Annotated in this window: 19 protein-coding genes; 7 read left to right on the top strand and 12 right to left on the bottom strand. The window is 62.9% G+C overall.

Annotated elements, in window-relative coordinates:
- Positions 1 to 3: 3 nt before the first annotated feature.
- From prfA to AC57B6_RS07565, 3 genes are all read right to left on the bottom strand, one after another.
- On the bottom strand, positions 4 to 1,086 hold the full coding sequence (gene prfA, locus AC57B6_RS07555; RefSeq protein WP_028199674.1) for a peptide chain release factor 1: 1,083 nt from the start codon (positions 1,084 to 1,086) through the stop codon (positions 4 to 6).
- A gap of 122 nt (positions 1,087 to 1,208) precedes the next feature.
- Positions 1,209 to 2,495, bottom strand: a complete 1,287-nt coding sequence (gene hemA / locus AC57B6_RS07560) for a glutamyl-tRNA reductase (RefSeq protein WP_028199675.1) — start codon at positions 2,493 to 2,495, stop codon at positions 1,209 to 1,211.
- A 62-nt stretch (positions 2,496 to 2,557) separates the two neighbouring features.
- Entirely contained in the window at positions 2,558 to 3,268 is a 711-nt protein-coding gene (locus tag AC57B6_RS07565; RefSeq protein WP_106355238.1) for a response regulator transcription factor, read from the bottom strand.
- Between the two features lie 205 nt (positions 3,269 to 3,473).
- Here AC57B6_RS07565 and AC57B6_RS07570 point away from each other — a divergent pair, with 205 nt between their 5' ends.
- From AC57B6_RS07570 to AC57B6_RS07580, 3 genes are read left to right on the top strand one after another with little or no spacing between them, the layout of a single operon-like run.
- Positions 3,474 to 3,728, top strand: a complete 255-nt coding sequence (locus AC57B6_RS07570) for a hypothetical protein (protein WP_028199677.1) — start codon at positions 3,474 to 3,476, stop codon at positions 3,726 to 3,728.
- A 19-nt stretch (positions 3,729 to 3,747) separates the two neighbouring features.
- Complete coding sequence (locus AC57B6_RS07575) at positions 3,748 to 5,562, top strand: aminopeptidase P family protein (protein WP_496420932.1); 1,815 nt, start codon at positions 3,748 to 3,750, stop codon at positions 5,560 to 5,562.
- A gap of 33 nt (positions 5,563 to 5,595) precedes the next feature.
- Positions 5,596 to 6,219 carry an HAD family hydrolase gene (locus AC57B6_RS07580; protein ID WP_281662694.1) on the top strand — a complete coding sequence of 208 codons (624 nt, stop codon included), beginning with the start codon at positions 5,596 to 5,598 and terminating at the stop codon, positions 6,217 to 6,219.
- A gap of 2 nt (positions 6,220 to 6,221) precedes the next feature.
- Here the strand turns inward: AC57B6_RS07580 and AC57B6_RS07585 are convergent, their stop codons facing one another.
- The 7 genes from AC57B6_RS07585 to ychF all read right to left on the bottom strand — a co-directional run bounded on the left by AC57B6_RS07585 (position 6,222) and on the right by ychF (position 15,231).
- Positions 6,222 to 7,340: a DUF748 domain-containing protein gene (locus AC57B6_RS07585; RefSeq protein WP_144193616.1), complete on the bottom strand. Its 1,119-nt coding sequence runs from the start codon at positions 7,338 to 7,340 to the stop codon at positions 6,222 to 6,224.
- A gap of 271 nt (positions 7,341 to 7,611) precedes the next feature.
- Complete coding sequence (gene ettA / locus AC57B6_RS07590) at positions 7,612 to 9,276, bottom strand: energy-dependent translational throttle protein EttA (RefSeq protein ID WP_028199681.1); 1,665 nt, start codon at positions 9,274 to 9,276, stop codon at positions 7,612 to 7,614.
- 214 nt (positions 9,277 to 9,490) lie between these two features.
- The gene (locus tag AC57B6_RS07595) at positions 9,491 to 10,579 is read right to left on the bottom strand and encodes a sn-glycerol-3-phosphate import ATP-binding protein UgpC (protein ID WP_281662693.1); all 1,089 of its coding nucleotides are present in this window, start codon (positions 10,577 to 10,579) and stop codon (positions 9,491 to 9,493) included.
- 98 nt (positions 10,580 to 10,677) lie between these two features.
- Positions 10,678 to 11,523, bottom strand: coding sequence for a sn-glycerol-3-phosphate ABC transporter permease UgpE (ugpE, locus tag AC57B6_RS07600; RefSeq protein WP_028199683.1), 846 nt, complete (start codon positions 11,521 to 11,523; stop codon positions 10,678 to 10,680).
- Positions 11,520 to 12,404: a sn-glycerol-3-phosphate ABC transporter permease UgpA gene (gene ugpA, locus AC57B6_RS07605; protein WP_028199684.1), complete on the bottom strand. Its 885-nt coding sequence runs from the start codon at positions 12,402 to 12,404 to the stop codon at positions 11,520 to 11,522. Before ugpA ends, ugpE begins: the two co-directional genes overlap by 4 nt.
- 78 nt (positions 12,405 to 12,482) lie before the next feature.
- On the bottom strand, positions 12,483 to 13,808 hold the full coding sequence (gene ugpB, locus AC57B6_RS07610; protein WP_030100703.1) for a sn-glycerol-3-phosphate ABC transporter substrate-binding protein UgpB: 1,326 nt from the start codon (positions 13,806 to 13,808) through the stop codon (positions 12,483 to 12,485).
- Between the two features lie 328 nt (positions 13,809 to 14,136).
- The gene (ychF, locus tag AC57B6_RS07615) at positions 14,137 to 15,231 is read right to left on the bottom strand and encodes a redox-regulated ATPase YchF (protein WP_046567635.1); all 1,095 of its coding nucleotides are present in this window, start codon (positions 15,229 to 15,231) and stop codon (positions 14,137 to 14,139) included.
- A 263-nt stretch (positions 15,232 to 15,494) separates the two neighbouring features.
- Between ychF and AC57B6_RS07620 the strand changes: the two genes are divergently transcribed.
- From AC57B6_RS07620 to AC57B6_RS07635, 4 genes are all read left to right on the top strand, one after another.
- Entirely contained in the window at positions 15,495 to 16,667 is a 1,173-nt protein-coding gene (locus AC57B6_RS07620; protein ID WP_496420933.1) for a UbiH/UbiF family hydroxylase, read from the top strand.
- 121 nt (positions 16,668 to 16,788) lie between these two features.
- On the top strand, positions 16,789 to 17,514 hold the full coding sequence (locus AC57B6_RS07625) for a DsbC family protein (RefSeq protein WP_028199688.1): 726 nt from the start codon (positions 16,789 to 16,791) through the stop codon (positions 17,512 to 17,514).
- Between the two features lie 96 nt (positions 17,515 to 17,610).
- Positions 17,611 to 19,401 carry a M61 family metallopeptidase gene (locus AC57B6_RS07630; protein ID WP_028199689.1) on the top strand — a complete coding sequence of 597 codons (1,791 nt, stop codon included), beginning with the start codon at positions 17,611 to 17,613 and terminating at the stop codon, positions 19,399 to 19,401.
- 154 nt (positions 19,402 to 19,555) lie between these two features.
- Positions 19,556 to 20,152 (top strand): FMN-dependent NADH-azoreductase, encoded by a 597-nt coding sequence (locus AC57B6_RS07635; protein WP_028199690.1) that lies wholly within the window; start codon positions 19,556 to 19,558, stop codon positions 20,150 to 20,152.
- A 108-nt stretch (positions 20,153 to 20,260) separates the two neighbouring features.
- On the opposite strand, the gene AC57B6_RS07640 is transcribed toward AC57B6_RS07635, so the two are convergent.
- Positions 20,261 to 21,103 (bottom strand): uracil-DNA glycosylase, encoded by an 843-nt coding sequence (locus tag AC57B6_RS07640; RefSeq protein WP_496420934.1) that lies wholly within the window; start codon positions 21,101 to 21,103, stop codon positions 20,261 to 20,263.
- Positions 21,104 to 21,136: 33 nt separating this feature from the next.
- Complete coding sequence (locus tag AC57B6_RS07645) at positions 21,137 to 21,763, bottom strand: CYTH domain-containing protein (protein ID WP_030100708.1); 627 nt, start codon at positions 21,761 to 21,763, stop codon at positions 21,137 to 21,139.
- Positions 21,764 to 21,775 lie beyond the last annotated feature (12 nt).

Consider the following 21,775-nt stretch of genomic DNA (forward strand, 5'->3'; position numbering starts at 1 on the left):
CGCTTAGTCCGCGTCGCCTAGCGATGCCAGCAGCTCGGCCTGGTGCTCGCTGACCAGAGCCGCGATCAGTTCGTCGAGATCGCCGTCCATGATCGCGTCGAGGCGATACAGCGTCAGATTGATCCGGTGATCCGTCAGACGCCCTTGCGGGAAATTGTAGGTGCGAATCCGCTCCGAGCGGTCGCCCGAGCCGATCAGGCTCTTGCGGGTTGCGGCTTCCTTCGCCTGCTGCTCGTGCGACTGCTTGTCCTTGATGCGTGCGGCCAGTACCTTCAGCGCACGATCCTTATTCTTATGCTGCGACCGGTCGTCCTGACATTCGACGACGATGCCCGTCGGCAAGTGCGTGACGCGCACGGCCGAATCGGTCTTGTTGATGTGCTGACCGCCCGCGCCAGACGCGCGGAATGTATCGATGCGCAGATCGGCCGGATTGATCTCGACCTCGCCAATTTCGTCCGCTTCCGGCATGACCGCGACCGTACAGGCCGACGTGTGAATGCGGCCCTGCGTTTCGGTGGCCGGCACGCGTTGCACGCGATGGCCGCCCGACTCGAACTTGAGCTTGGAATACGCCGCTTCGCCGGCGATTCGCACGATCACTTCCTTGTAGCCACCGAGGTCCGATTCGCTCGCCGACATCATCTCCACTTGCCAGCGATTGCGCTCGGCAAAGCGCAAGTACATGCGCAGCAAGTCGCCGGCGAACAGCGCGGATTCGTCGCCGCCCGTGCCGGCCCGGATTTCTAGGAAGATGTTGCGATCGTCGTTCGGGTCTTTCGGCAGCAGCATTTTCTGCAATTCCGCGCCGAGTTTTTCCATCCGCTCTCGCGAGGTGCGAATTTCGTCCTCCGCGAAGTCGCGCATCGACGCGTCCGCCAGCAGTTCCTGCGCGGTGGCCGCGTCGGTCATGGCCTGGCGCCACAGCGCGTAATGTTCGACGACCGGTCCAAGCTCGGCGTGTTCACGCGTGAGCTTGCGGTATTGGTCGAGATTCGAGGTAATGTCCTCGCGGCTCAACAGGTCGTTCAGTTCGGCCAGCCGGGTAGTGAGCTGGTCGAGCTTGCGTTGCATGCTCGTTTTCATCGGACGGGTATCGGAGCGGGCTCCGGCAAGGACGACGACTAGGGGAGTGGGCGGATGCCCTGGTCAGAAGCACATCGCGGGCCACTCGGGGCGGCGCGGATGGTGCGGCGGTGGCTGCGCCGCTAACGCTCCGTAGAACCGGAGTGTTTGTAGAAACCGCTCATCAATTCGATGAGCGTGTCACGGTTCTCGCTGCTCGCGCGATTGAGCGCGTGCGTCGGGCCGTGGATGAGTTTGTTGGTGAGCGATTGCGACAGCGCTTCGAGCACCGCTGCGGGATCCTCGCCGCGGGCGAGCATTTTCTGCGCGCGTTCGACCTCGGCGCGACGCAACACATCGGCTTGCGTATGCATGTGGCGGATCACCGGCACGATGCTGCGCGCGTCGAGCCACTGCATGAAATTCTGCACCCGCGTCTCGATGATCGCCTCGGCCTGCGCCACGGCGGCTTGCCGCGACGCATTGCCTTCCCGCACGATCGAGCCGAGGTCGTCCACCGTGTACAGGAACACGTCTTCGAGCTGGCCGACTTCGGGTTCGATGTCGCGCGGCACGGCCAGATCGACCATGAAAATCGGCCGGTGGCGGCGCGCTTTCACGGCTCGCTCGACCGCCCCCAGACCGATGATCGGCAGGGTGGAAGCAGTGCACGACACGATGATGTCGAACTCGTGCATGCGCGCCGGCAGTTCCGACAGCGGAATGGCCCGGCCGTTGAAGCGTTCGGCGAGGCGGCTGCCACGTTCGGCGGTGCGATTGGCGACGACCAGCTCGCGCGGCTGCTGCGCGGCGAAGTGCGTGGCGCACAACTCGATCATTTCGCCCGCGCCGATGAACAGCACGCGCTGGTTCGAGACCTTGTCGAAAATCCGCTGCGCGAGCCGTACGGCTGCTGCTGCCATGGAAACCGACTGCGCGCCGATTTCGGTCGTGCTGCGCACTTCCTTCGCGACGGCGAAGGTGCGCTGGAACAACTGGTTCAGGTAGGTGCCGAGCGCGCCGGCTTCAGACGCCGTGCGCACAGCATCTTTCATTTGTCCGACGATTTGCGTCTCGCCCAGCACCATCGAATCCAGCCCCGAGGCGACACGGAAAGCGTGGCGCACGGCTTCCGACTGCGGCAACGCGTAGACATGCGGCGCGAGTTCGTCGATGGGCAGGTTGTGGTATTTCGAGAACCACTGGATCGCGGCTTCACGCGCGGCCAGGTCGTCGGTCGCACAGTAGAGCTCGGTGCGGTTGCAGGTGGACAGAATCGCCGCTTCCGGCGCCGTGCGGGCGGTGCGGCCGAGCCAGACGCTCTTGAAGGTATCCAGTGCAGGCTTGATCTGTTCGAGCGGAAACGCCACGCGTTCGCGCAAGGCGACAGGCGCAGTGTGGTGATTGATTCCGATCGTTAGAAGCTGCATATGGGGCGCTATGGTTTAGCCCAATATTATAGCGTTTTCATGATTCTTTCATTCTGCGCGCGTCATCCGGCCTCCACAACCGCTTCCGGCGGGATAGCGTCGAGCTGATAGCCATAGCCGTAAAGCGGTGTCAGGCAATAACCGTGCTCCGGACGCAGCTGCAATTTGGTCCGCACGCGCGATGCATGGGTATCGACGGTGCGCGACCTTACGTCGCGGCGGCGTGTCCAGACAGTTTCAAGAATATGCGCGCGCGATACCGGCCGCGACAGGTTGCTAAAAAGCAGCAACGCAAAGCGGAATTCTTTCGGCGTTAAGGCAACGGTTTGATTGCGGAATGTGACGGCAAACTGCGCGGCGTCGAATGCATAGCCGCCGATCGTGTCGCGCCGCCGGTTGGGCGGCCGCCGCAAGCTGGCGCGCCGCAGCAGCGCATCTACCCGGGCCAGCATTTCAGGGCCGCGCACCGGCTTGGCCAGGCAGTCGTCGGCGCCCGCGTGCAGCGCGGCGACGATCTGGCTCTCGCGTGGGTCCGATAACAGTACGATCACGGGCAAGCCGGGCAGGATGGAGCGGGCGCGGGGGATCGCGTCTTCGGCGGAACGGTCGCCGGCCCAGCTTTCCGTGATGAGCAGATCGAAGAATTCGTCGGCAGCCTGATCCAGGAACGGTGCGCTGGCGGTGAAGTGCTGACACATATGGCCGCCCGCAAAAATCAGCCGGCCGACCAGGGTGGCGTGCCGTAGATCCGGCTCGATAAGGGCGATACGCATGGCGCGCTGTCAGCGTGGCAGGGACCAGAGGCTAGGCTTCTCCGTAAGGCTTACAGCTTGCCTAACATCACCCCGACCCCCTAAACTCAACCGCTATGCGGAAAGCGCCGTGCTGAACCTCTATAGTTAATGAGAAGAAAATGCTAGCCGTCTTGACCCCGGGCGCCCATGAGACAAGTCTGAATCTATTTGAGGTCCCCTGCTGATGGGGTGGCCCGGAATTCTGGTGCTGGGTGTGGTGATCGGTCTGGCGGGCTGGTGGCTGCATCCGCTGCGCCGTTCGAGCCGCGCTCCGTGGTGGGCGGCGCTACTGGCCGGCGTGCTGGGCGCGGCGCTCGCGCGCATGGCCGGCAATGTGGTTGGTCTCTTTCATGATGGCGATACGCTCGAATGGCCGGTATGCACCGGCGTCGCGTTGATCGCCGTTGCCGTGACGGTCGGCTTGCTTTCCCGTCGATGAATACTTGCAGGTGACTCCGATGAATGCCCGACTTCCCGAAACCTCCTCCATCCCCGAACGGCTCGCGACATTGCGCAATGCAATGGCGCGCGAAGGGGTAGCCGCTTATCTGGTGCCGTCTTCCGATCCGCACCTGTCCGAATATCTACCTGGGCGCTGGCAAGGCCGGCAGTGGCTGTCGGGTTTCACCGGCTCGGCCGGCACGCTGGTCGTGACCGCCGATTTCGCCGGCGTATGGACCGATAGCCGCTATTGGGAGCAAGCCAACGCGCAACTGGCCGGCACCGGCGTCCAATTGATGAAGATGACCGGCGGCCAGCAGACCGCGCCGCATTGCGAGTGGCTCGCACAGAACGTCGCGGCTGGCGGTACGGTCGGTGTGGACGGCGCGGTGCTCGGCGTGGCGGCGGCGCGTGCCTTGGGCCAGGCGCTCAGCGCGCGCGGCGTGAAATTGCGCACCGACGTCGACCTGTTCGACGCGATCTGGCCGCAGCGCCCGGCGCTGCCCGCCGCCGCCGTGTTTGAGCATGCCGCGCCGCACGCAAGCGTCGCCCGTTCGGAAAAGCTCGCGCAGATTCGCCGCGCTATGGCGGAGAAGGACGCGCAGTGGCACTTCATTTCCACGCTGGACGACCTGGCGTGGCTGTTGAATCTGCGCGGCGCCGATGTCAGCTACAACCCCGTCTTTGTCGCGCACGCGCTGATCGGTCCGCAAAGCGCGTCGCTTTTCGTCGCCGACGGCAAGGTGCCTCGAGAGCTGGCCGAGGCGCTCGCGCGTGACGGCATCAGCGTCGAGCCGTATGCGAAGGCTGCCGACGCGCTAGCCGCGCTGCCGGCCGGCAGCACGCTGCTGATCGACCCGCGCCGCATTACCTATGGCTCGCTGCAGTTGGTGCCGGCCACGGTGAAGGTGGTGGAGGCGGTCAATCCGTCCACCTTCTTCAAGTCGCGCAAGACCGAGGCGGAAGCGGAGCACGTGCGCGAGACGATGGAGCAGGACGGTGCTGCGCTCGCCGAATTCTTCGCGTGGTTCGAAGGTGCATTGGGCCGTGAATCGATCACCGAACTGACGATCGACCAGCGTCTGACGGCAGCCCGCGCGCGCCGTCCGGGCTTTGTATCGCTGAGCTTCGCGACCATCGCGGGCTTCAATGCGAACGGCGCGATGCCGCACTACCGCGCAACCGAAGAATCGCATTCGGTGATCGAGGGCAATGGTTTGTTGCTGATCGATTCGGGCGCGCAGTATCTGAGCGGCACGACCGACATCACGCGGGTCGTGCCGATCGGCACCATCAGCGACGCGCAGCGGCGCGATTTCACTATCGTGCTGAAAGGCACCATGGCGCTGTCGCGCGCGAAATTCCCGCGCGGCATTCGTTCGCCGATGCTCGACGCGATTGCCCGCGCGCCGATCTGGGAGGCCGGCGCCGATTACGGTCATGGCACCGGTCACGGCGTGGGCTATTTCCTGAACGTGCACGAAGGTCCGCAGGTGATTTCGCACTACGCGCCGGCCGAACCATGGACGGCGATGGAAGAGGGCATGATCACCTCGGTCGAGCCGGGTATATACCGGCCGGGCAAGTGGGGCGTGCGGATCGAGAATCTGGTGCTGAACGTGCCGGCGGAGAAAACCGAGTTCGGCGATTTCCTCAAGTTCGAAACGCTGACGCTGTGCCCGATCGACACGCGCTGCCTCGATCTGTCGCTGTTGCGTGAAGACGAGCGTGCATGGCTCAACGGGTATCACGAAATGGTGCGCGCGCGCCTGTCGCCGCATGTGTCGGGCGAGGCGAAGGCGTGGCTCGAACTGCGTACCCAACCCATCTGAGTGTGTCGCCACGATCCCACGGAGAGTGCGTGCATGGCCATCAAGGCAGTGGTGTTCGATTTCGGCGGTGTGCTGATCGACTGGAGTCCCGAGTATCTCTATCGTCAGTTGATTCCTGACGACACAGAACGCCGCTGGTTTCTGACCCACGTCTGTTCGATGGATTGGGTGATCCGTCAGGACGGCGGTCAGCCAATCGTCGAGGCGACCGACGAACTTGTCGCCCGGTTTCCCGATCACGCACCGCTGATCCGCGCGTTCTACGAGCGCTGGCACGAGATGGTGGCCGGCGTGCTGGAAGAGGGTGTGGCGATCATGGAAAAGCTCGAGGCGGCTGACGTGCCGCTCTTCGGGCTAACCAACTGGTCGGCGGAGACGTTTCCGTATGCGTGGGAGCATTACCCCGTGCTGCGGCGGTTCCGCGACATCGTCGTGTCGGGCAGGGTGAAGCTGGTGAAGCCCGATCCGGCGATTTTCGCGCTCATGCACCAGCGGATCGAGGCGCAACTGCCTGGCATTCAGCCAGCCGAACTCGTCTTCATCGACGACAATCTGAAAAACGCCGAGGCCGCGACGGCCTTGGGCTGGCACGGCGTGCATCATACGAGCGCGGCGCAAACCGAGGCGCGCCTGCGTGGCTTGGGCTTGCGGGTTTAAGCCTACTGCCCGAGCAGATTCTTCAACGCGTTACCCAAGCCTTTCACCGTTTCGCCGGTGCCCTTAGCCACGCCTTCGACGCTCACGCCCAGCGATTTCGCAAACCCGGCGCCGAGGCGCTTCATCAGACTCTCCCGGACCGAAAACTTCGGGTCGCGCAGGTTGCCATCGAGCTCGAAATGCAGCGTGATATCGCCGTTGCGCGTCTTGAGCGCCGCAATCGCCGCCTTGGTTGGAATCGACATGAAGGTGTCCAGCGGATTGTCACTGTCGGCGAGTTGCAGATGGTGGATCGTCACCGTGCCGGGCGCGTGCAACTGATAGTTGCGCACCGTCGACTCCACAGTCAGGTCGACCGTGCCGCCGCTCACCTGCGCCTTCCCGCCGGCCTTCTTCAGCAAATACGGATCGAGCATCACGACGTCGATGCCGCTTAGCTTGCTGGTGGTCTGCGAATCCTTGTTGGCGATCTTGATCCAGCCGTTAAACGAGACCGTGCCGGTATGCGCCGGGCCTTTGATCGAGCCGGTGAGATCGACGGCGGTCGGTTCGCTGAGCGCGGGCAGATGCAGATGATCGACCGTCGCATTGGCGTTGCTGACCGTCACCTTGAATGCCGGTGGCCCAACGGTCATATCGTAGAAATGGAAGTTGCCCTGCTCGAAGGCGATGTGGTCGATCAGCTTTTCGCGCGGGGTGGAGGGGGCGCCGCCGGCTTCTTGATCGGACTGGTTCACCGATTCCCGCAGATTCGGCATCAGGCGGATCGTGCCGTCTTTGGTGCGCAATACGGCGATGTCGAAGCCGCGTACCACCACGCTGCGAATATGGATGCGCCGCGCGAGCAGATCGCGGATGTCGGGCGTGAGCGTGATTTCGTCGGCGCGTAAAGGATCGCCAGCGGGCCAGCCGGGTGGCGGCTTGAGCAGAACGTTGGTGAGATGGACTGACGTGAGGCCGACGTGAATGCTCTCGGCGCTCCCTAACGGCCCGAGCGCTGCAATGACGCGTTCTTTGACTTCGCGCTGCGCGAACTGCAACGCAGCGACTGCGACGACGATCAGCACCAGCAGCACGCCACCGATGGCGATGGCCCAGCGCTTGCCCTTCGACATCGCCATGCTTGCCTCCTCGTCGCCGCGCCGGGCGCGGTAGCTGTGATCGGCCTGATTGCGCGCCGGTTCGGCGCACGGTTATTCGATGCGTCTGATCCGGCGGAGTTGACGCATCCGGTCGGACGACTTGTATCACCGCGTGATCAGCAATGCGTGTGCCGTGCGCCGCTTGTCTGGCAAACGCAAGGCGTTGCCGGTGCCTCGATGGGCAATTGACCGGCAGCTGAGGCAAAACGGCCCGCTCATCCACCCACGAGCGGGCCGCCAGGTTCGCGATTTATCGCGCGATCGGCTTGTAACGCAAGCGCTTCGGACGTGCAGCTTCTTCACCGAGGCGTGCGCGCTTGTCCGCTTCGTATTCCTGGTAGTTGCCGTCGAAGAACGTGATTTGCGAATCGCCTTCGAATGCCAGGATATGCGTCGCGATCCGGTCGAGGAACCAGCGATCGTGCGAGATCACCATCACCGAGCCGGCGAACTCGAGCAACGCGTCTTCCAGCGCGCGCAGCGTTTCGACGTCCAGGTCGTTCGACGGTTCGTCCAGCAGCAGGACGTTGCCGCCCGCGATCAGTGTTTTCGCCAGGTGCAGCCGGCCGCGCTCGCCGCCCGACAGATTGCCGACGGTCTTCTGCTGATCGCCGCCCTTGAAGTTGAAGCGGCCGATGTATGCACGCGAAGGCGTCTCATACTTGCCGACTGTCAGCACGTCCGCGCCACCGGAGATTTCTTCGAACACGGTCTTGGAGCCGTCCAATGCATCGCGGCTTTGGTCCACGTATGCGAGCTTGACCGTTGGGCCTTGCACGATCTCGCCCGAATCCGGCTGTTCGCGGCCGGTGAGCATGCGGAACAATGTCGACTTACCGGCGCCGTTCGGGCCGATGATGCCGACAATCGCGCCCGGCGGAACCTTGAAGCTGACGTTGTCGAGCAGCAGACGGTCGCCGTACGACTTGCTGACGTTCTTGAACTCGATCACTTCGTTACCCAGGCGGTCGCCGACCGGAATGAAAATTTCCTGGGTTTCGTTGCGTTTCTGGTAGTCCTGGCTGTTCAGTTCCTCGAAGCGGGCAATCCGCGCCTTCGACTTCGCCTGACGGCCCTTCGGGTTCTGGCGCACCCACTCCAGTTCCTTCTTGATCGCCTTCTGACGCGCCGATTCCGACGACTCTTCCTGCTTCAGGCGCTCTTCCTTCTGATCGAGCCAACTGCTGTAGTTGCCCTTCCACGGAATGCCGTGGCCGCGGTCGAGTTCGAGAATCCACTCAGCGGCGTTATCGAGGAAGTAGCGATCGTGGGTGACGGCGACGACCGTGCCCGGGAAGCGTGTCAGGAACTGTTCGAGCCAGTCGACCGATTCCGCGTCCAGGTGGTTGGTCGGTTCGTCGAGCAGCAGCATGTCCGGTTTTTCGAGCAGCAGCTTGCACAGCGCGACGCGGCGCTTTTCGCCGCCCGACAGGTGTTCGATCTTCGCGTCCCATGGCGGCAGGCGCAGCGCGTCGGCGGCGATTTCGATCTGTTGTTCCGCGCTGCCGTCGGTGGTGGCGAGAATCGCTTCGTACTTGGCTTGCTCGGCGGCGAGCGCGTCGAAGTCGGCGTCCGGCTCCGCATAAGCCGCGTAGATTTCGTCGAGCTTCTTTTGCGCGCCGAAGACGTCGCCGAGACCTTCCTCGACCGCTTCACGCACGGTTTTGTTCGGATCGAGTTGCGGTTCCTGCGGCAGATAGCCGATGTTCAGGTTCGGCATCGGCGTGGCTTCGCCTTCAATGTCCTTGTCCACACCCGCCATGATGCGGATCAGCGTCGACTTGCCCGAGCCGTTCAGGCCGAGCAGACCGATTTTCGCGCCGGGGAAAAACGACAGCGAGATGTCTTTCAGGATTTGACGCTTGGGCGGCACGATTTTGCCGACCCGGTTCATGGTGAAGACGTATTGGGCCATTTGCTTGCAATAGACGTTGACGCCGCCGGCCGCGTAAGGGCGGGCGGTCGTGGGTGGATGGGTAATCGGTGTTGTAGCCGGGCAGTGTGCCCGGCGCCGGCCAGCGGGGCGTCGAACTTCGGGTCTAACTTCGCGACGCCGCGCGGGCGGGTGGTTCAGGTGGCATTGTACTTCGGGGTGAGGGTGCAGCGGCAGAGGGTGGCTCGCAGCGGCCTCAGTTTGCGCGCCGCCCTGTCGACGGATCGAAGAAGTGCAGATGCCGTGCGGGCAGCGCCACTTGCAGCGCTTCGCCGGCGGCCGGCCGATGCGTGTGCGGCAAGCGCACCGTCACGTCGTGCTTGCCCCAACGGCCGTGCGCGAGGTTGTCCGCGCCGAGCAGCTCGCAGGAGTCGACGGTGAGCGTAGCGTGCGCGGCGTCGGCTTGTCCCGGCGTCATGTGTTCGGGACGGATTCCCAGCGTCCATTCGCGGCCCCTGGCGACTTCCTGCCCGATCGATGCAACCCCTTGAAGCGGCAGCTTCGGGCCGTTGCCCGCGACTTCAAACGTCGAGCCGTCGTCCGACACGCGGCCTTCCAGCAGATTCATCCCGGGCGAGCCGATGAAATTCGCGACGAACACCGTCGCCGGCCGTTCGTAGACTTCGGTTGGCGCGCCGATCTGCTCGGCATGACCCTTGTTCATCACGATCACGCGTTGCGCCAGCGTCATCGCTTCGATCTGATCGTGGGTGACGTAGAGACTCGTGGTGGCGAGCCGCGCATGCAGGCGCTGGATTTCGAGGCGCATCTGCACGCGCAGCCGTGCGTCGAGATTCGACAGCGGTTCATCGAACAGAAACACCGCGGGTTCGCGCACGATCGCGCGACCCATGGCGACGCGTTGCCGTTGGCCGCCCGACAATTCGCGCGGTTTGCGCGTAAGTAACGCCTCGAGTTCCAGAATCTGCGCGGCAGCGCCCACGCGCTTCGCAATCTGCGCACGATCGACGCCCGCGATCTTCAGCGCATAGCCCATGTTCTCGGCCACGCTCATGTGCGGATACAGCGCGTAGTTCTGGAACACCATCGCGATGTTGCGATCCTTCGGTTCCAGTTGATTGACCACTTTGCCGGCGATCGAGATGGTGCCTTCGGAAATGCCTTCGAGGCCGGCCACCATCCGCAGCAAGGTCGATTTGCCGCAGCCCGACGGGCCGACCATCACCACGAACTCACCGTCCGCGACGTCCACGTCGATACCGTGCAGCACGAACTGTTTGCTGTCGTAGGTTTTTTTAACGCCTTGCAGAGTCAGTGCAGCCATGCTGTTTTAACCTTTTCGTTGCTTGCCGTGCATTTGTGATGTCCCGCGCGGCGTTCGTGATTCCCCGTCCCGCGCCAAAGCTCGCCTCGTTGTGCGAGTTACTTCTCCGCGTCCACCAGCCCGCGCACGAACCAGCGCTGCATCGTCAGCACGACCGCGAGCGGCGGCAGCATGGCGAGCAGGGTTGCGGTCATCACGAGGTGCCATTCGGTCGCGGTGTCGCCGGAAGCGATCATGCTTTTGATGCCGACCACTGCGGTGGTCAGCGATTGCTGGCTCGTAATCAGGATCGGCCACAGGTACTGATTCCAGCCGTAAATGAAGGTGATGACGAACAGCGCTGCCATGTTGGTTTTCGACAGCGGCAGCACCACGTCCCAGAAGAAACGCAACGCGCCGGCGCCGTCGATGCGCGCCGCTTCCATCAGTTCGTCGGGCAGCGTCATGAAGAACTGGCGGAACAGGAAGGTCGCGGTGGCCGATGCGATCAGCGGCAAGGTCAGGCCGCTGTATGTATTGCTTAGATGCATCGACGACACGACCTGTACGGTCGGAAAAATACGCACTTCGACCGGCAGCATCAGCGTGATGAAGATCAGCCAGAACGACAGATTGCGAAACGGAAAGCGGAAAAACACGATCGCGTACGCGGAGATCATCGAGATCGCGATCTTGCCGATCGAAATCACCAGCGCCATCACGAGGCTGTTGAACAGCATGCGGCCGAACGGCGCCGCCGCATTGCCGCTGCCATGCGACCAGACCGTCGCGATGTTCTCGAACAGGTGCGTGCTCGGCACCAGCGACAGCGGCACGCTGAACACCTCATGCGCGCTCATCGTCGCCGCGCAAAACGCGACGTACACGGGAAACACCACCAGCACGACGCCTAGAATCAGCACCGCATGGCAAAAGAGGTCGAAACCGCGTCGGTTCTCGATCATGAGTATTGAACCCTGCGTTCAATAAAGCGGAATTGCACGACCGTCAACGCGACGACGATCACCATCAGGATCACCGACTGCGCGCCCGAGCTGCCGATGTCGAGACCCTGGAAGCCTTCGGCGAAAATCTTGTAGATCAGCGTGCGGGTGGACTGCGCCGGGCCGCCGCCGGTGGCGGCGTCGATCACCGGGAAAGTGTCGAAGAATGCGTAGGTGATGTTGATCACCAGCAGAAAAAAGCTGGTCGGCGAAAGCAGTGGCAGCGCGATGCCGAAGAACCGCCGCACCGGACCGGCGCCGTCGATGGCCGCCGCTTCGATCAGCGAACGCGGGATAGCCTGCAAGCCGGCATAGAAGAACAAAAAGTTATAGCTGACCTGTTTCCACACGGATGCCAGCACCACCAGAAACATCGCCTGGCCAGCGTTCAACGCGTGATTCCACACAATGCCGTACTTCGCGAGTGCGTAGGTCACGAGGCCGATGCTCGGGTTGAACAGGAACGACCACAACACGGCCGCGATCGCGGGTGCGACCGCATACGGCCAGATCAGCAGCGTTTGATAAGCCTTGGCGCCACGCGTCACGCGATCCGCGCACACGGCGAGCAGCAGCGAGATGACCAGCCCCGAAACCGTGACGAGCGCGCAGAAAATCAGCGTCGTATAGAACGACGACAGATAAAGCGGATCGGCGAATAACTGCTTGAAATTGGCGAGGCCGACAAATTCGGTCGAGGTGCCGAACGCATCCTGGCTCTGGGTGGATTGCCACAGTGCTTCGCCTGCCGGCCACAGAAAGAACAGCAGCGTGATCAGGAGTTGCGGCGCAACGAGCAGGTAGGGCAGGACGCTGGTGCCGAAGCGTGAGCGCTTTTCCATCGAGAGTTTCCTAGGTTCTACTATCGCGAGGGTTTCGGTACCAGTGCACCGAAACCCCGCCGGCTAGTACAGCAAGCCTTAGTTGCCGGCTTTCTCGAAGCGGCGTAGCAACTCGTCACCACGCGCTACCGAGGAATCGAGCGCCTGTTGCGGCGTCTTCTTCCCCGCCCATACCTGTTCGAGTTCTTCATCGATCACGGTGCGGATCTGCGGCATGTTGCCCAGACGCAAGCCCTTCGTGTACGGCAGGGGCGGCTTGTTGAGCATCTGCTTGATCGCGGTGTCGCTGCCCGGATTCTTCTCGTAGAAGCCTTGTTGCTGCGTCAACTGGTACGCGGCGGTCGTGACCGGCAGATAGCCCGTGTCCTGATGCCACTTCGCTGCAACCGGCGCCGACGACAGATACGCGAGGAATTTCGCCACGCCCTTGTAGACGGCCGGATCTTTACCCGACAGCACCCACAGGCTTGCTCCGCCGATGATCGCGTTCTGCGGCGCGCCTTTCACATTCGCGTCGTACGGCATCATGCCGGTGCCGAAGTTGAACTTCGCGTACTTCTTGATCGTGGCCAGCGAACCGGACGAGTTCGTGATGATCCCGCAGTCGCCGCTATAGAACTTCGACACCGGTTCGTCCTTGCGGCCGACGTACGTGAAGGTGCCTTCCTTCTGCATGTTCTGCAGGAACTGGATGTGCGCGACCTGCAACGGCTTGTTGAATTCCAGTTGCGCGTCGGCGCCGTCGAAACCGTTGTTTTTCGATGCGAACGGCACGCCATGCCAGGCGCTGTAGTTTTCGAGTTGAATCCAGCTCTGCCAGCCCGACGAATAGCCGCACGACATGCCGGACGCCTTCAGCTTCTGCGCGTCTACCTGCAATTCGGCCCAGGTTTTCGGCGGCTGATTCGGATCGAGTCCGGCCTTCTTGAAGGCGTCCTTGTTGTAGTACAGCACCGGCGTCGAGCTATTGAACGGCATCGAGATCAGTTCGCCGGTTTTAGCGTCGCTGTAGTAGCTGGCAATGGTCGGCACGAAGGCCTTTTCGTCGAGCGGCACGCCGGCTTGCTTGAACACTTCCGAGACCGGGATGATGGCTTTTTTCGCCTGCATCATGGTGGCGGTGCCGACTTCGTAGACCTGCAGAATGGCCGGCGCGTTGCCGCTTCGATAAGCGGCGATGCCGGCGGCAAGGGTCTGGTCATAAGTACCCTTGAACACCGGCACGATCTTGTAGTCGCTTTGCGACGCATTGAACGCGTTGGCAATGTCGTTCAGACGTTCGCCGAGGGCGGCTTCCATGCCGTGCCAGAACTGGATTTCAGTCGCGGCGTGGGCTGCCTGGCTGATGCCGAGGCTCAGCACAGCGGCAACGGAAAGCGAACGGAATAGCGGCTTGCAACTCATCGATTTGTCTCCAGGTCGGAACGGGCGCGAATGCGAATCGCGCGATTCTATTTGTGTTCGATGACAGTCTGGCGTCGATTGCCGGACGACGGTCCGCTTTTGACAGGGGCCGGTTGCCGCAATTTACACCGGCTGTCACGAAACTGAAATAGTGGGCGTTTGACGTGGCGCCTGTGTGCGCTGCAACTGACGCAACTGACACAGCGGTCGCGCAGTAAAACAAAAAGCCCGCTTTTGAGCGGGCTTTCCGATGGAGGTAACAGACTGCGGTGCGTGATGTCCGTCTGGCGCTCTGCCGATTAACGTCACGCGCCGACCAGCCGGAACCTCACACGTTGAACAGGAAGTTCATCACGTCGCCGTCGTGCACGACGTATTCCTTGCCTTCCGCGCGCATCTTGCCGGCTTCCTTCGCGCCTTGCTCGCCCTTGTAGGTGATGAAGTCGTTGAAGGCGATCGTCTGCGCGCGAATGAAGCCGCGCTCGAAGTCGGTATGAATCGCGCCTGCCGCCTGCGGTGCGGTGTCGCCGATATGGATCGTCCACGCGCGCACTTCCTTCACGCCGGCCGTGAAGTAGGTTTGCAGGCCCAGCAGCTTGAAACCCGCGCGAATCACACGGTTCAGGCCCGGCTCTTCCATGCCCATGTCGGCGAGGAACACTTCCATGTCCGCTTCGTCGAGATCGGCGATTTCCGCTTCGATCGCCGCGCACACGGCGACCACCGGCGCGCCTTCGGCGGCCGCGAACTTCGTGACCGCGTCGAGGTGCGGGTTGTTCTCGAAACCGTCGTCCTTCACGTTGGCGACGTACATGGTCGGCTTGGCGGTGATCAGGCAGAACGGCTTGAGCGTGGCCTTTTCTTCATCCGACAGGTCGAGCGCGCGGACGGGTTTGGCCTGGTCGAGTTGCGCGCGGACCTTTTCCAGCACGGCGGCGTTCTTGGCGGCTTCCTTGTCGTTACCCGACTTGGCGGCCTTCGAATAGCGCGTCAATGCCTTCTCGACGGTGGCGAGGTCGGCGAGCGCCAGTTCGGTATTGATCACTTCGATATCCGACAGCGGATCGACCTTATTCGCGACGTGGATCACGTTGTCGTCTTCGAAGCAGCGCACAACGTGCGTGATTGCGTCGGTTTCGCGGATGTTCGCGAGGAACTGGTTGCCCAGACCTTCGCCCTTGCTTGCGCCGGCCACGAGGCCGGCGATGTCGACGAATTCCACGACTGCCGGGAGGATGCGCTCCGGCTTGACGATTTCGGCGAGGGCCTTCAGACGCGCGTCCGGCACTTCGACGATGCCGACGTTCGGCTCGATCGTGCAGAACGGGTAGTTTTCGGCGGCAATGCCCGCCTTGGTCAGCGCATTGAACAGGGTGGACTTGCCGACGTTAGGCAGGCCGACGATGCCGCATTTGAGGCTCATGGAAATCCTTCAGTGAATCAGTAAGTTGCGTGATGCGCTCGACGCTGTGTGCAGGATTCGAAAAGCCTTCGCGTTTGGCGTGGCGGAGGAAAGCGCAGCGGAGCGGGACAAGACACCAGATCGGGGCGTAGCCTCGACGATTCCGGGCGAGTTTTGTCTCGGAAAGCGCAATTGTAACCCGTTCGGATCGGGTTCTTGATCTGCCTGCGGTAAAGCTGGCGCCTCGATCCGTCCCTCGCAACCCCCGCAGCTATAATGCGCGGATGAACGCACACCACCAGACCTTTGATGCCGCCGTGATCGGCGGCGGGCTCGTCGGCAAGACCGCGGCGCTGGCGCTCACGCAAGGCGGGCTGCGCGTAGCGCTGCTCGCGCAACCGTGCGCGGCGCTGCCGCCGGGCGCGACCTTCGACTCGCGGGTCTACGCGCTGTCGTCGAGTTCGCAGGCGCTTCTCGAGCGGCTGCGGGTCTGGCAGGCGCTCGATCTTTCAAAGCTCGGCCCGGTCTACGACATGCGCGTCTATGGTGATGCGCATGCCGAACTTCATTTCTCCGCGTTCCAGGCCTCTGTGCCGCAACTGGCGTGGATCGTCGAGTCGTCGGTGATCGAACGCGCGCTCGATGCCGCGTTGCGGTTCCAGCCGAATCTCAGCTGGATCGACACGCGCGCCCAGGCGCTCGACTTCACCGCCGACAGTGCGAGCGTCGGTCTTGCCAATGGCAACGTGCTCGAGGCCGATCTCGTGGTCGGCGCAGACGGCGCGCATTCATGGGTGCGCGCGCAGATCGGCTCGAAGATGAACCGGCGCGACTATAAGCAAACCGGCGTGGTCGCGAATTTCAAGGCTGAAAAACCGCACGGCGAGACCGCTTACCAGTGGTTCAAGGACGGCGAGATCATCGCGCTGCTGCCGATGCCGGAAGGCCACGTGTCGCTGGTCTGGTCGGCGCGCACCGAGCACGCCGAACAACTGCTCGCGCTTGATCCGGCGCAACTCGCGGCCGAAGTCGAGCGCGTGACCGGGGGGCAGTTTGGCGCCCTGGAATGCGTGACGCCAGCGCAGGGCTTCCCGCTCGCACTGCAAACCGTCGACAAACTCGTGGCGCCGCGCGTCGCGCTGGTCGGCGATGCCGCGCATCTGATTCACCCGTTGGCGGGGCAGGGCATGAACCTTGGTTTGCGCGATGTCGCGGCGCTCGCCGAGACGGTCGCCGGCAAGGAAGCCTTCCGGGATCTCGGCGACATGGTGCTGCTGCGCCGCTACGAGCGCGCCCGCCGCGAAGATATCCGCGCGCTGATGATCGCCACCGACGGCCTGCAAAAGCTCTTCTCGGCGCCCGGCCCGTTTGCCAAGGTATTGCGTAATACCGGCATGGCGTTTGTCGGCGCGCAGCCGTTCATCAAGCGCTGGCTGGTGTCGGCCGCGCTCGGATAAAACGCTCGGGCCGGCATGCCCGGCCGGCGGGACGGGTATCATGAACGCATGGGCGCCATTCCGGTCAGACCGGATACGTCCCCAAAACGCGCATCGCGCGATTGAACTCCAGGAATTCAGCATGAAAAAATCCTTCCGCATCGCGGCCGCCGCGCTCGTGATCGCCGCCGTCACAATGGGCTGCTCCGCGCAGGCCGATCAAGCCACCGACAAGCTCAAGGCCACGCTGCAAACGCGTCTGGCCGACGTGACGATCAAGAGCGTGACGAAGTCGCCGATTGCCGGGCTGTATGAAGTGAATCTCGGCACGCAGATCATCTATAGCGATGCGAATGGCGACTATCTCATGCTTGGCGATATGGTCGACGCGAAAACGCGCAAGAATCTGACCGAAGCGCGTCTGGCGGAAACCAATCGCATCGATTTCGCGAGCCTGCCGTTCGGCAACGCGGTGAAGGTCGTGAAGGGCAACGGCGCACGCAAGATCGCGGTGTTCTCGGATCCGAACTGCCCGTACTGCAAGCAGCTCGAGACCTCGCTCAAGTCGCTCGACAACGTCACGGTCTACACTTTCCTGTACCCGGTGCTGTCGCCGGATTCGACCGCCAAGTCGAAGTCGATCTGGTGCTCGACCGACCGCGCGAAGGCGTGGGAGTCGTGGATGCAGGATCACCAGGCGCCTACTGCTGCCGGCACCTGTGATACGGCTGCACTCGACAAGAACCTGGCGCTCGGCCACGCGATGGGCGTCGACGGCACGCCGACCGTGTTTCTCGCCGACGGCCGCCGCCTGCCGGGCGCCGTCTCGGCAGACCGGCTGGACAAGGAAATGTCCGCCGTGCACTGAGCACGCATCACAAGTCGAAGAAAGGAGGCGCGCAGTGCGCCTCCTTTCACATCAAGCCCCGAACCTTCCTGCCAGAACAATCTCTAGTCGCCGCCGATGAAGCCGATCCGCTACACCATCGTTCCCCGCCAACCCGCCGCCCATCTGTTCGAAGTCACCGTGACCGTCGCCGATCCCGATCCGGCCGGTCAGCGTTTCATGCTGCCGGTTTGGATTCCGGGCAGCTACATGGTGCGCGAATTTGCCCGCAACATCGTCACGCTGCGCGGCACCAATGAGGCCGGGCGGAAGGTGCGCGTCGAGAAAACGGACAAGCACACGTGGCAGGCCGCACCGGTGAAAGGCGCGCTGACGCTGCGCTACGAGGTGTATGCATGGGATATGTCGGTGCGCGCCGCGCATCTCGACGACACGACCGGCTTTTTCAATGGCACAAGCGTGTTCCTCGCGCCGCTCGGTCATGAAGAGGCGCAGTGCGTGGTCGATATCCAGAGGCCGGACGGCGCCGTGTATCGCAACTGGCGGGTCGCGACCGCGTTGCCGGAAGCGCGCGGCACGAAACGCTACGGCTTCGGCGAATATCGCGCGCAGAACTACGATGAACTGATCGATCACCCGGTCACGTTGGGCGAGTTCGCGCTGGAGACCTTCAAGGCGCACGGCGTACCGCACGATATCGTGATCGCGGGGCGCGTGGTCGGGCTCGATATGGCGCGTTTGTCAGCCGACCTGAAACGTATTTGCGAAGCGCAAATCGCGTTGTTCGAGCCGAAGTCGAAGAAGGCGCCGGTGGATCGCTACGTGTTCATGACCCAGGCGGTCACCGACGGTTATGGCGGACTGGAGCATCGTGCTTCGACCGCATTGATCTGCAATCGCAGCGATCTGCCCGTGCAAGGCCGCGAGGCGCCGACTGAGGGCTACCGGACCTATCTCGGCCTGTGCAGCCACGAATACTTCCACACCTGGAATGTGAAGCGCATCAAGCCGGCTGTGTTCGCGCCGTACGACCTGAGCGTCGAAAACTACACGCCGCTGCTGTGGCTGTTCGAAGGCTTCACCTCTTACTACGACGACCTGATCCTCGTGCGCAGCGGCCTGATCTCGCAAGACGACTATTTCGGCCTGCTCGGCAAGGTGATTGGCGGCGTGCTGCGCGGCAGTGGCCGTCTGAAGCAGTCGGTAGCCGAAAGCTCGTTCGACGCCTGGGTCAAATACTACCGGCAGGACGAAAATGCAGCGAATGCGATCGTCAGCTATTACACGAAGGGCTCGCTCGTCGCGCTCGCCTTCGATTTGACGATTCGCGCGCAGACCAATAACCGCAAGTCGCTCGACGACGTGATGCGTCTGCTGTGGCAGCGGTTCGGGCGCGACTTCTATCGCGGCAAGCCCGTTGGCGTGGAGGAAAGTGAGGTCGAGGCGATTTTCGCCGAAGCGACCGGCGTGCAATTGGGTGAATTGTTCGCCGATGCCGTGTACGGCACGCGCGATCTGCCGCTCGACACGCTGCTCGAACCGTTTGGCGTCACGCTTGCGCCGGATCTGGAAAAGAACGGCAAGCCGTCGCTCGGCGCACGCGTGCGCGGCGGCGCGGATTGCACATTGGCAGTGGTTCACGAAGGCAGCGCGGCGCAAAAAGCCGGTCTGTCCGCAGGCGACGTGCTGATCGCGCTCGACGGTTTGCGCGTAACCGGCTCGAATCTTGATTCGCTCCTGTCGCGCTATCTGCCGGGCGCAAAAGTCGAAGTCCACGCCTTCCGCCGGGACGAGTTGCGTACCGCGCAAGTCAAGCTGGACGGCCCTGAGGTGTCGCGCTACAAGCTGACGGCGAGCGACAAGCGGCCTGCCGCGCGCAAGGCGCGGGAGCGCTGGTTAGCAAGCTGATCGTAATCCGTAGCAGCGTTAATCGCTGTTTCAAAGCGGGGGATTGTTCTACCAGTGCAACAATCCTTCGCTGCCGCACGGCTTTTTCCCGGGTCGGTAAAAAAACACAATGGCTCCACTCGCGCAACATTGCGCGCCCCTACTGGAGTCAACCATGACCACGATCCTGCAAATCAACTCGGCAGCACGCTCGCAAGGCGCGAACTCAACCCTGCTCGTGAACGAGCTGACCGCAAAGCTGCAACAATCGAATCCGGGCGCGCAAGTCGTCGTCCGTAACCTGCAAGCTGAACCGCTGCCCCATCTGGACGACGCCGTGCTCGGCGCGTTCTTCACGCCGGCCGACCAGCGCACGCCGGAACAAGTCGCGATCGCTGCACGCAGCGAAGCGCTGATCGCCGAACTGCAAGCCGCCGACATCGTCGTGATCGGCGCACCGATGTACAACTTCGGTATCTCGTCGCAACTGAAGACGTATTTCGACTTCATCGCCCGCGCCGGCATTACGTTCCAGTACACGGCGAACGGTCCCGAAGGCCTCGTGAAGGGCAAGAAGGTCTATGTGGTTTCGGCTCGCGGCGGCAAGTATCTGGGCACCCCGAACGATAGCCAAACGCCTTACCTGAAGGCTTTCCTCGGCTTCCTCGGCATGACCGACGTGAACTTCATCTACGCCGAAGGCCTGAACATGGGCCCGGACGCCGCGAGCGCAGCGCTGGCTGGCGCGCGCGAAGCGATTGCCGCTGCATAAGGTTTGAGGTTTGAGCCGCGCGGCGTGATCGCGGTGCGGTGGAATTGAAAAACGCCACGGAATGTGAATTCCGTGGCGTTTTTGTTTCTTGCCGATGCGATATTGAACCTATGCCAGCATCTGCGCTTCTTCGGGCAAGCGCCAATCGATTGGCGCGCGGCCTTGCTTCACGAGATAGTCGTTCGCTGCCGCAAAGTGCCCGCAACCGAGAAAGCCACGATGTGCCGACAGCGGCGACGGGTGCGGCGCCTCCAGCACGTAATGCGACTTGCCGCCCAGCAACGCGCGTTTGGCTTGCGCATGCGCGCCCCACAGCATGAATACGAGGCCGTCATGACGCATGGCCAATTCGTGGATCAGCGTGTCCGTGCATTTCTCCCAGCCGCGTTTTGCATGACTCGCAGCCGAATCGCGCTCGACGGTCAGCACCGTGTTCAACAGCAGCACGCCCTGTTTGGCCCAAGTGTCGAGGCAGCCATGACGTGGCGGCTCGTGGCCGAGGCTGGCGGCGATTTCCTTGAAGATATTGCGCAGCGACGGCGGCGTGCGCACGTTCGGCGCTACGGAAAATGCGAGTCCGTGCGCTTGCGGCGTGCCGCGGTCTTCACCGTGATACGGGTCCTGGCCGAGAATCACGACTTTGACTTCGTCGGGACTGGTGAGCCGCAGAGCCCGAAAGACATCGGCGGGGTAGACGGTTTTGCCGGCTGCGCGCTCGCCGTCGACGAAACGGCACAGTGACGGATAGGCGTCGCTTTCGATGAACGGTTTCAGGTGCGCGCGCCACGCCGGGGGCAGGGCGTCGAATTGGGCTTCGAGCGTTGGCGGCGGCGAGCCGTCGGCGCCCGGCGTTTGCTGCGGCTGCGCGGTCGCACCGGCCGGTGTGGAGGGGTCATCGCCAAACAGCGAGGCTTGCGACGAACTGGGGCGGGTAGGGGAAGCGGAGGTCATGGCGGGGAAGTGTCGCAGCAAACGGGGCGTTGCTCAACCCGCCCGCAACTGATAACCGCGCTGCGCCTTGCTGATATTGTCCGGCGCGAGGCCCGCTATCTGCTTGCCGAGTTCTGCCGCAAGCGTGTGCAGTGCCGCTTCGTCGCCGGATTTCAGCTCGAGTTCGACTTCCGAAATCGGTGCGCGACGCGTCTCGCGATCGACCTCGGCGAACACGTCACCTTGATCGATCGCCGCTTCGATTTCCGAGCCGTCCAGCTCGATGTTCCACAGCGTGCGGGTGAAATTCGTGCGAAACAGTTCGATGAGGTCGGGCGCGGCCTGACGCAAAGCGTCGGCGGCGGAGGGTTCGTCGCATTCGCGCAGTAACGCGTCGATCTCCAGTTTTTCGCCGGCCACCGGCATTTCCCACTCGTGGCGGCTGTGCAAACCATTGCTGGCCTTGCCCACCGTCTTGAAGGTTTGTAGCCAGCCGTCCGGCGTCTGGCGCAAACGCAATGCGCTTTTCGAGCCTGCCAGCGTCAACTGCGGCGTGTCGAAGTAAATATTCACCAACTTGACCGACCGGCCCGCCGCACCGGCGCGCGCGACGAACCACTGCGTCGCCGCCTGCACCTGCGTGGGCGGCAGCGTCAGCTTGATTTCACGTTCCATGCCCATGACCTGCTCCGC

It is taken from the genome of Paraburkholderia sp. BGA-UO-ETr-F12, assembly GCF_059567945.1.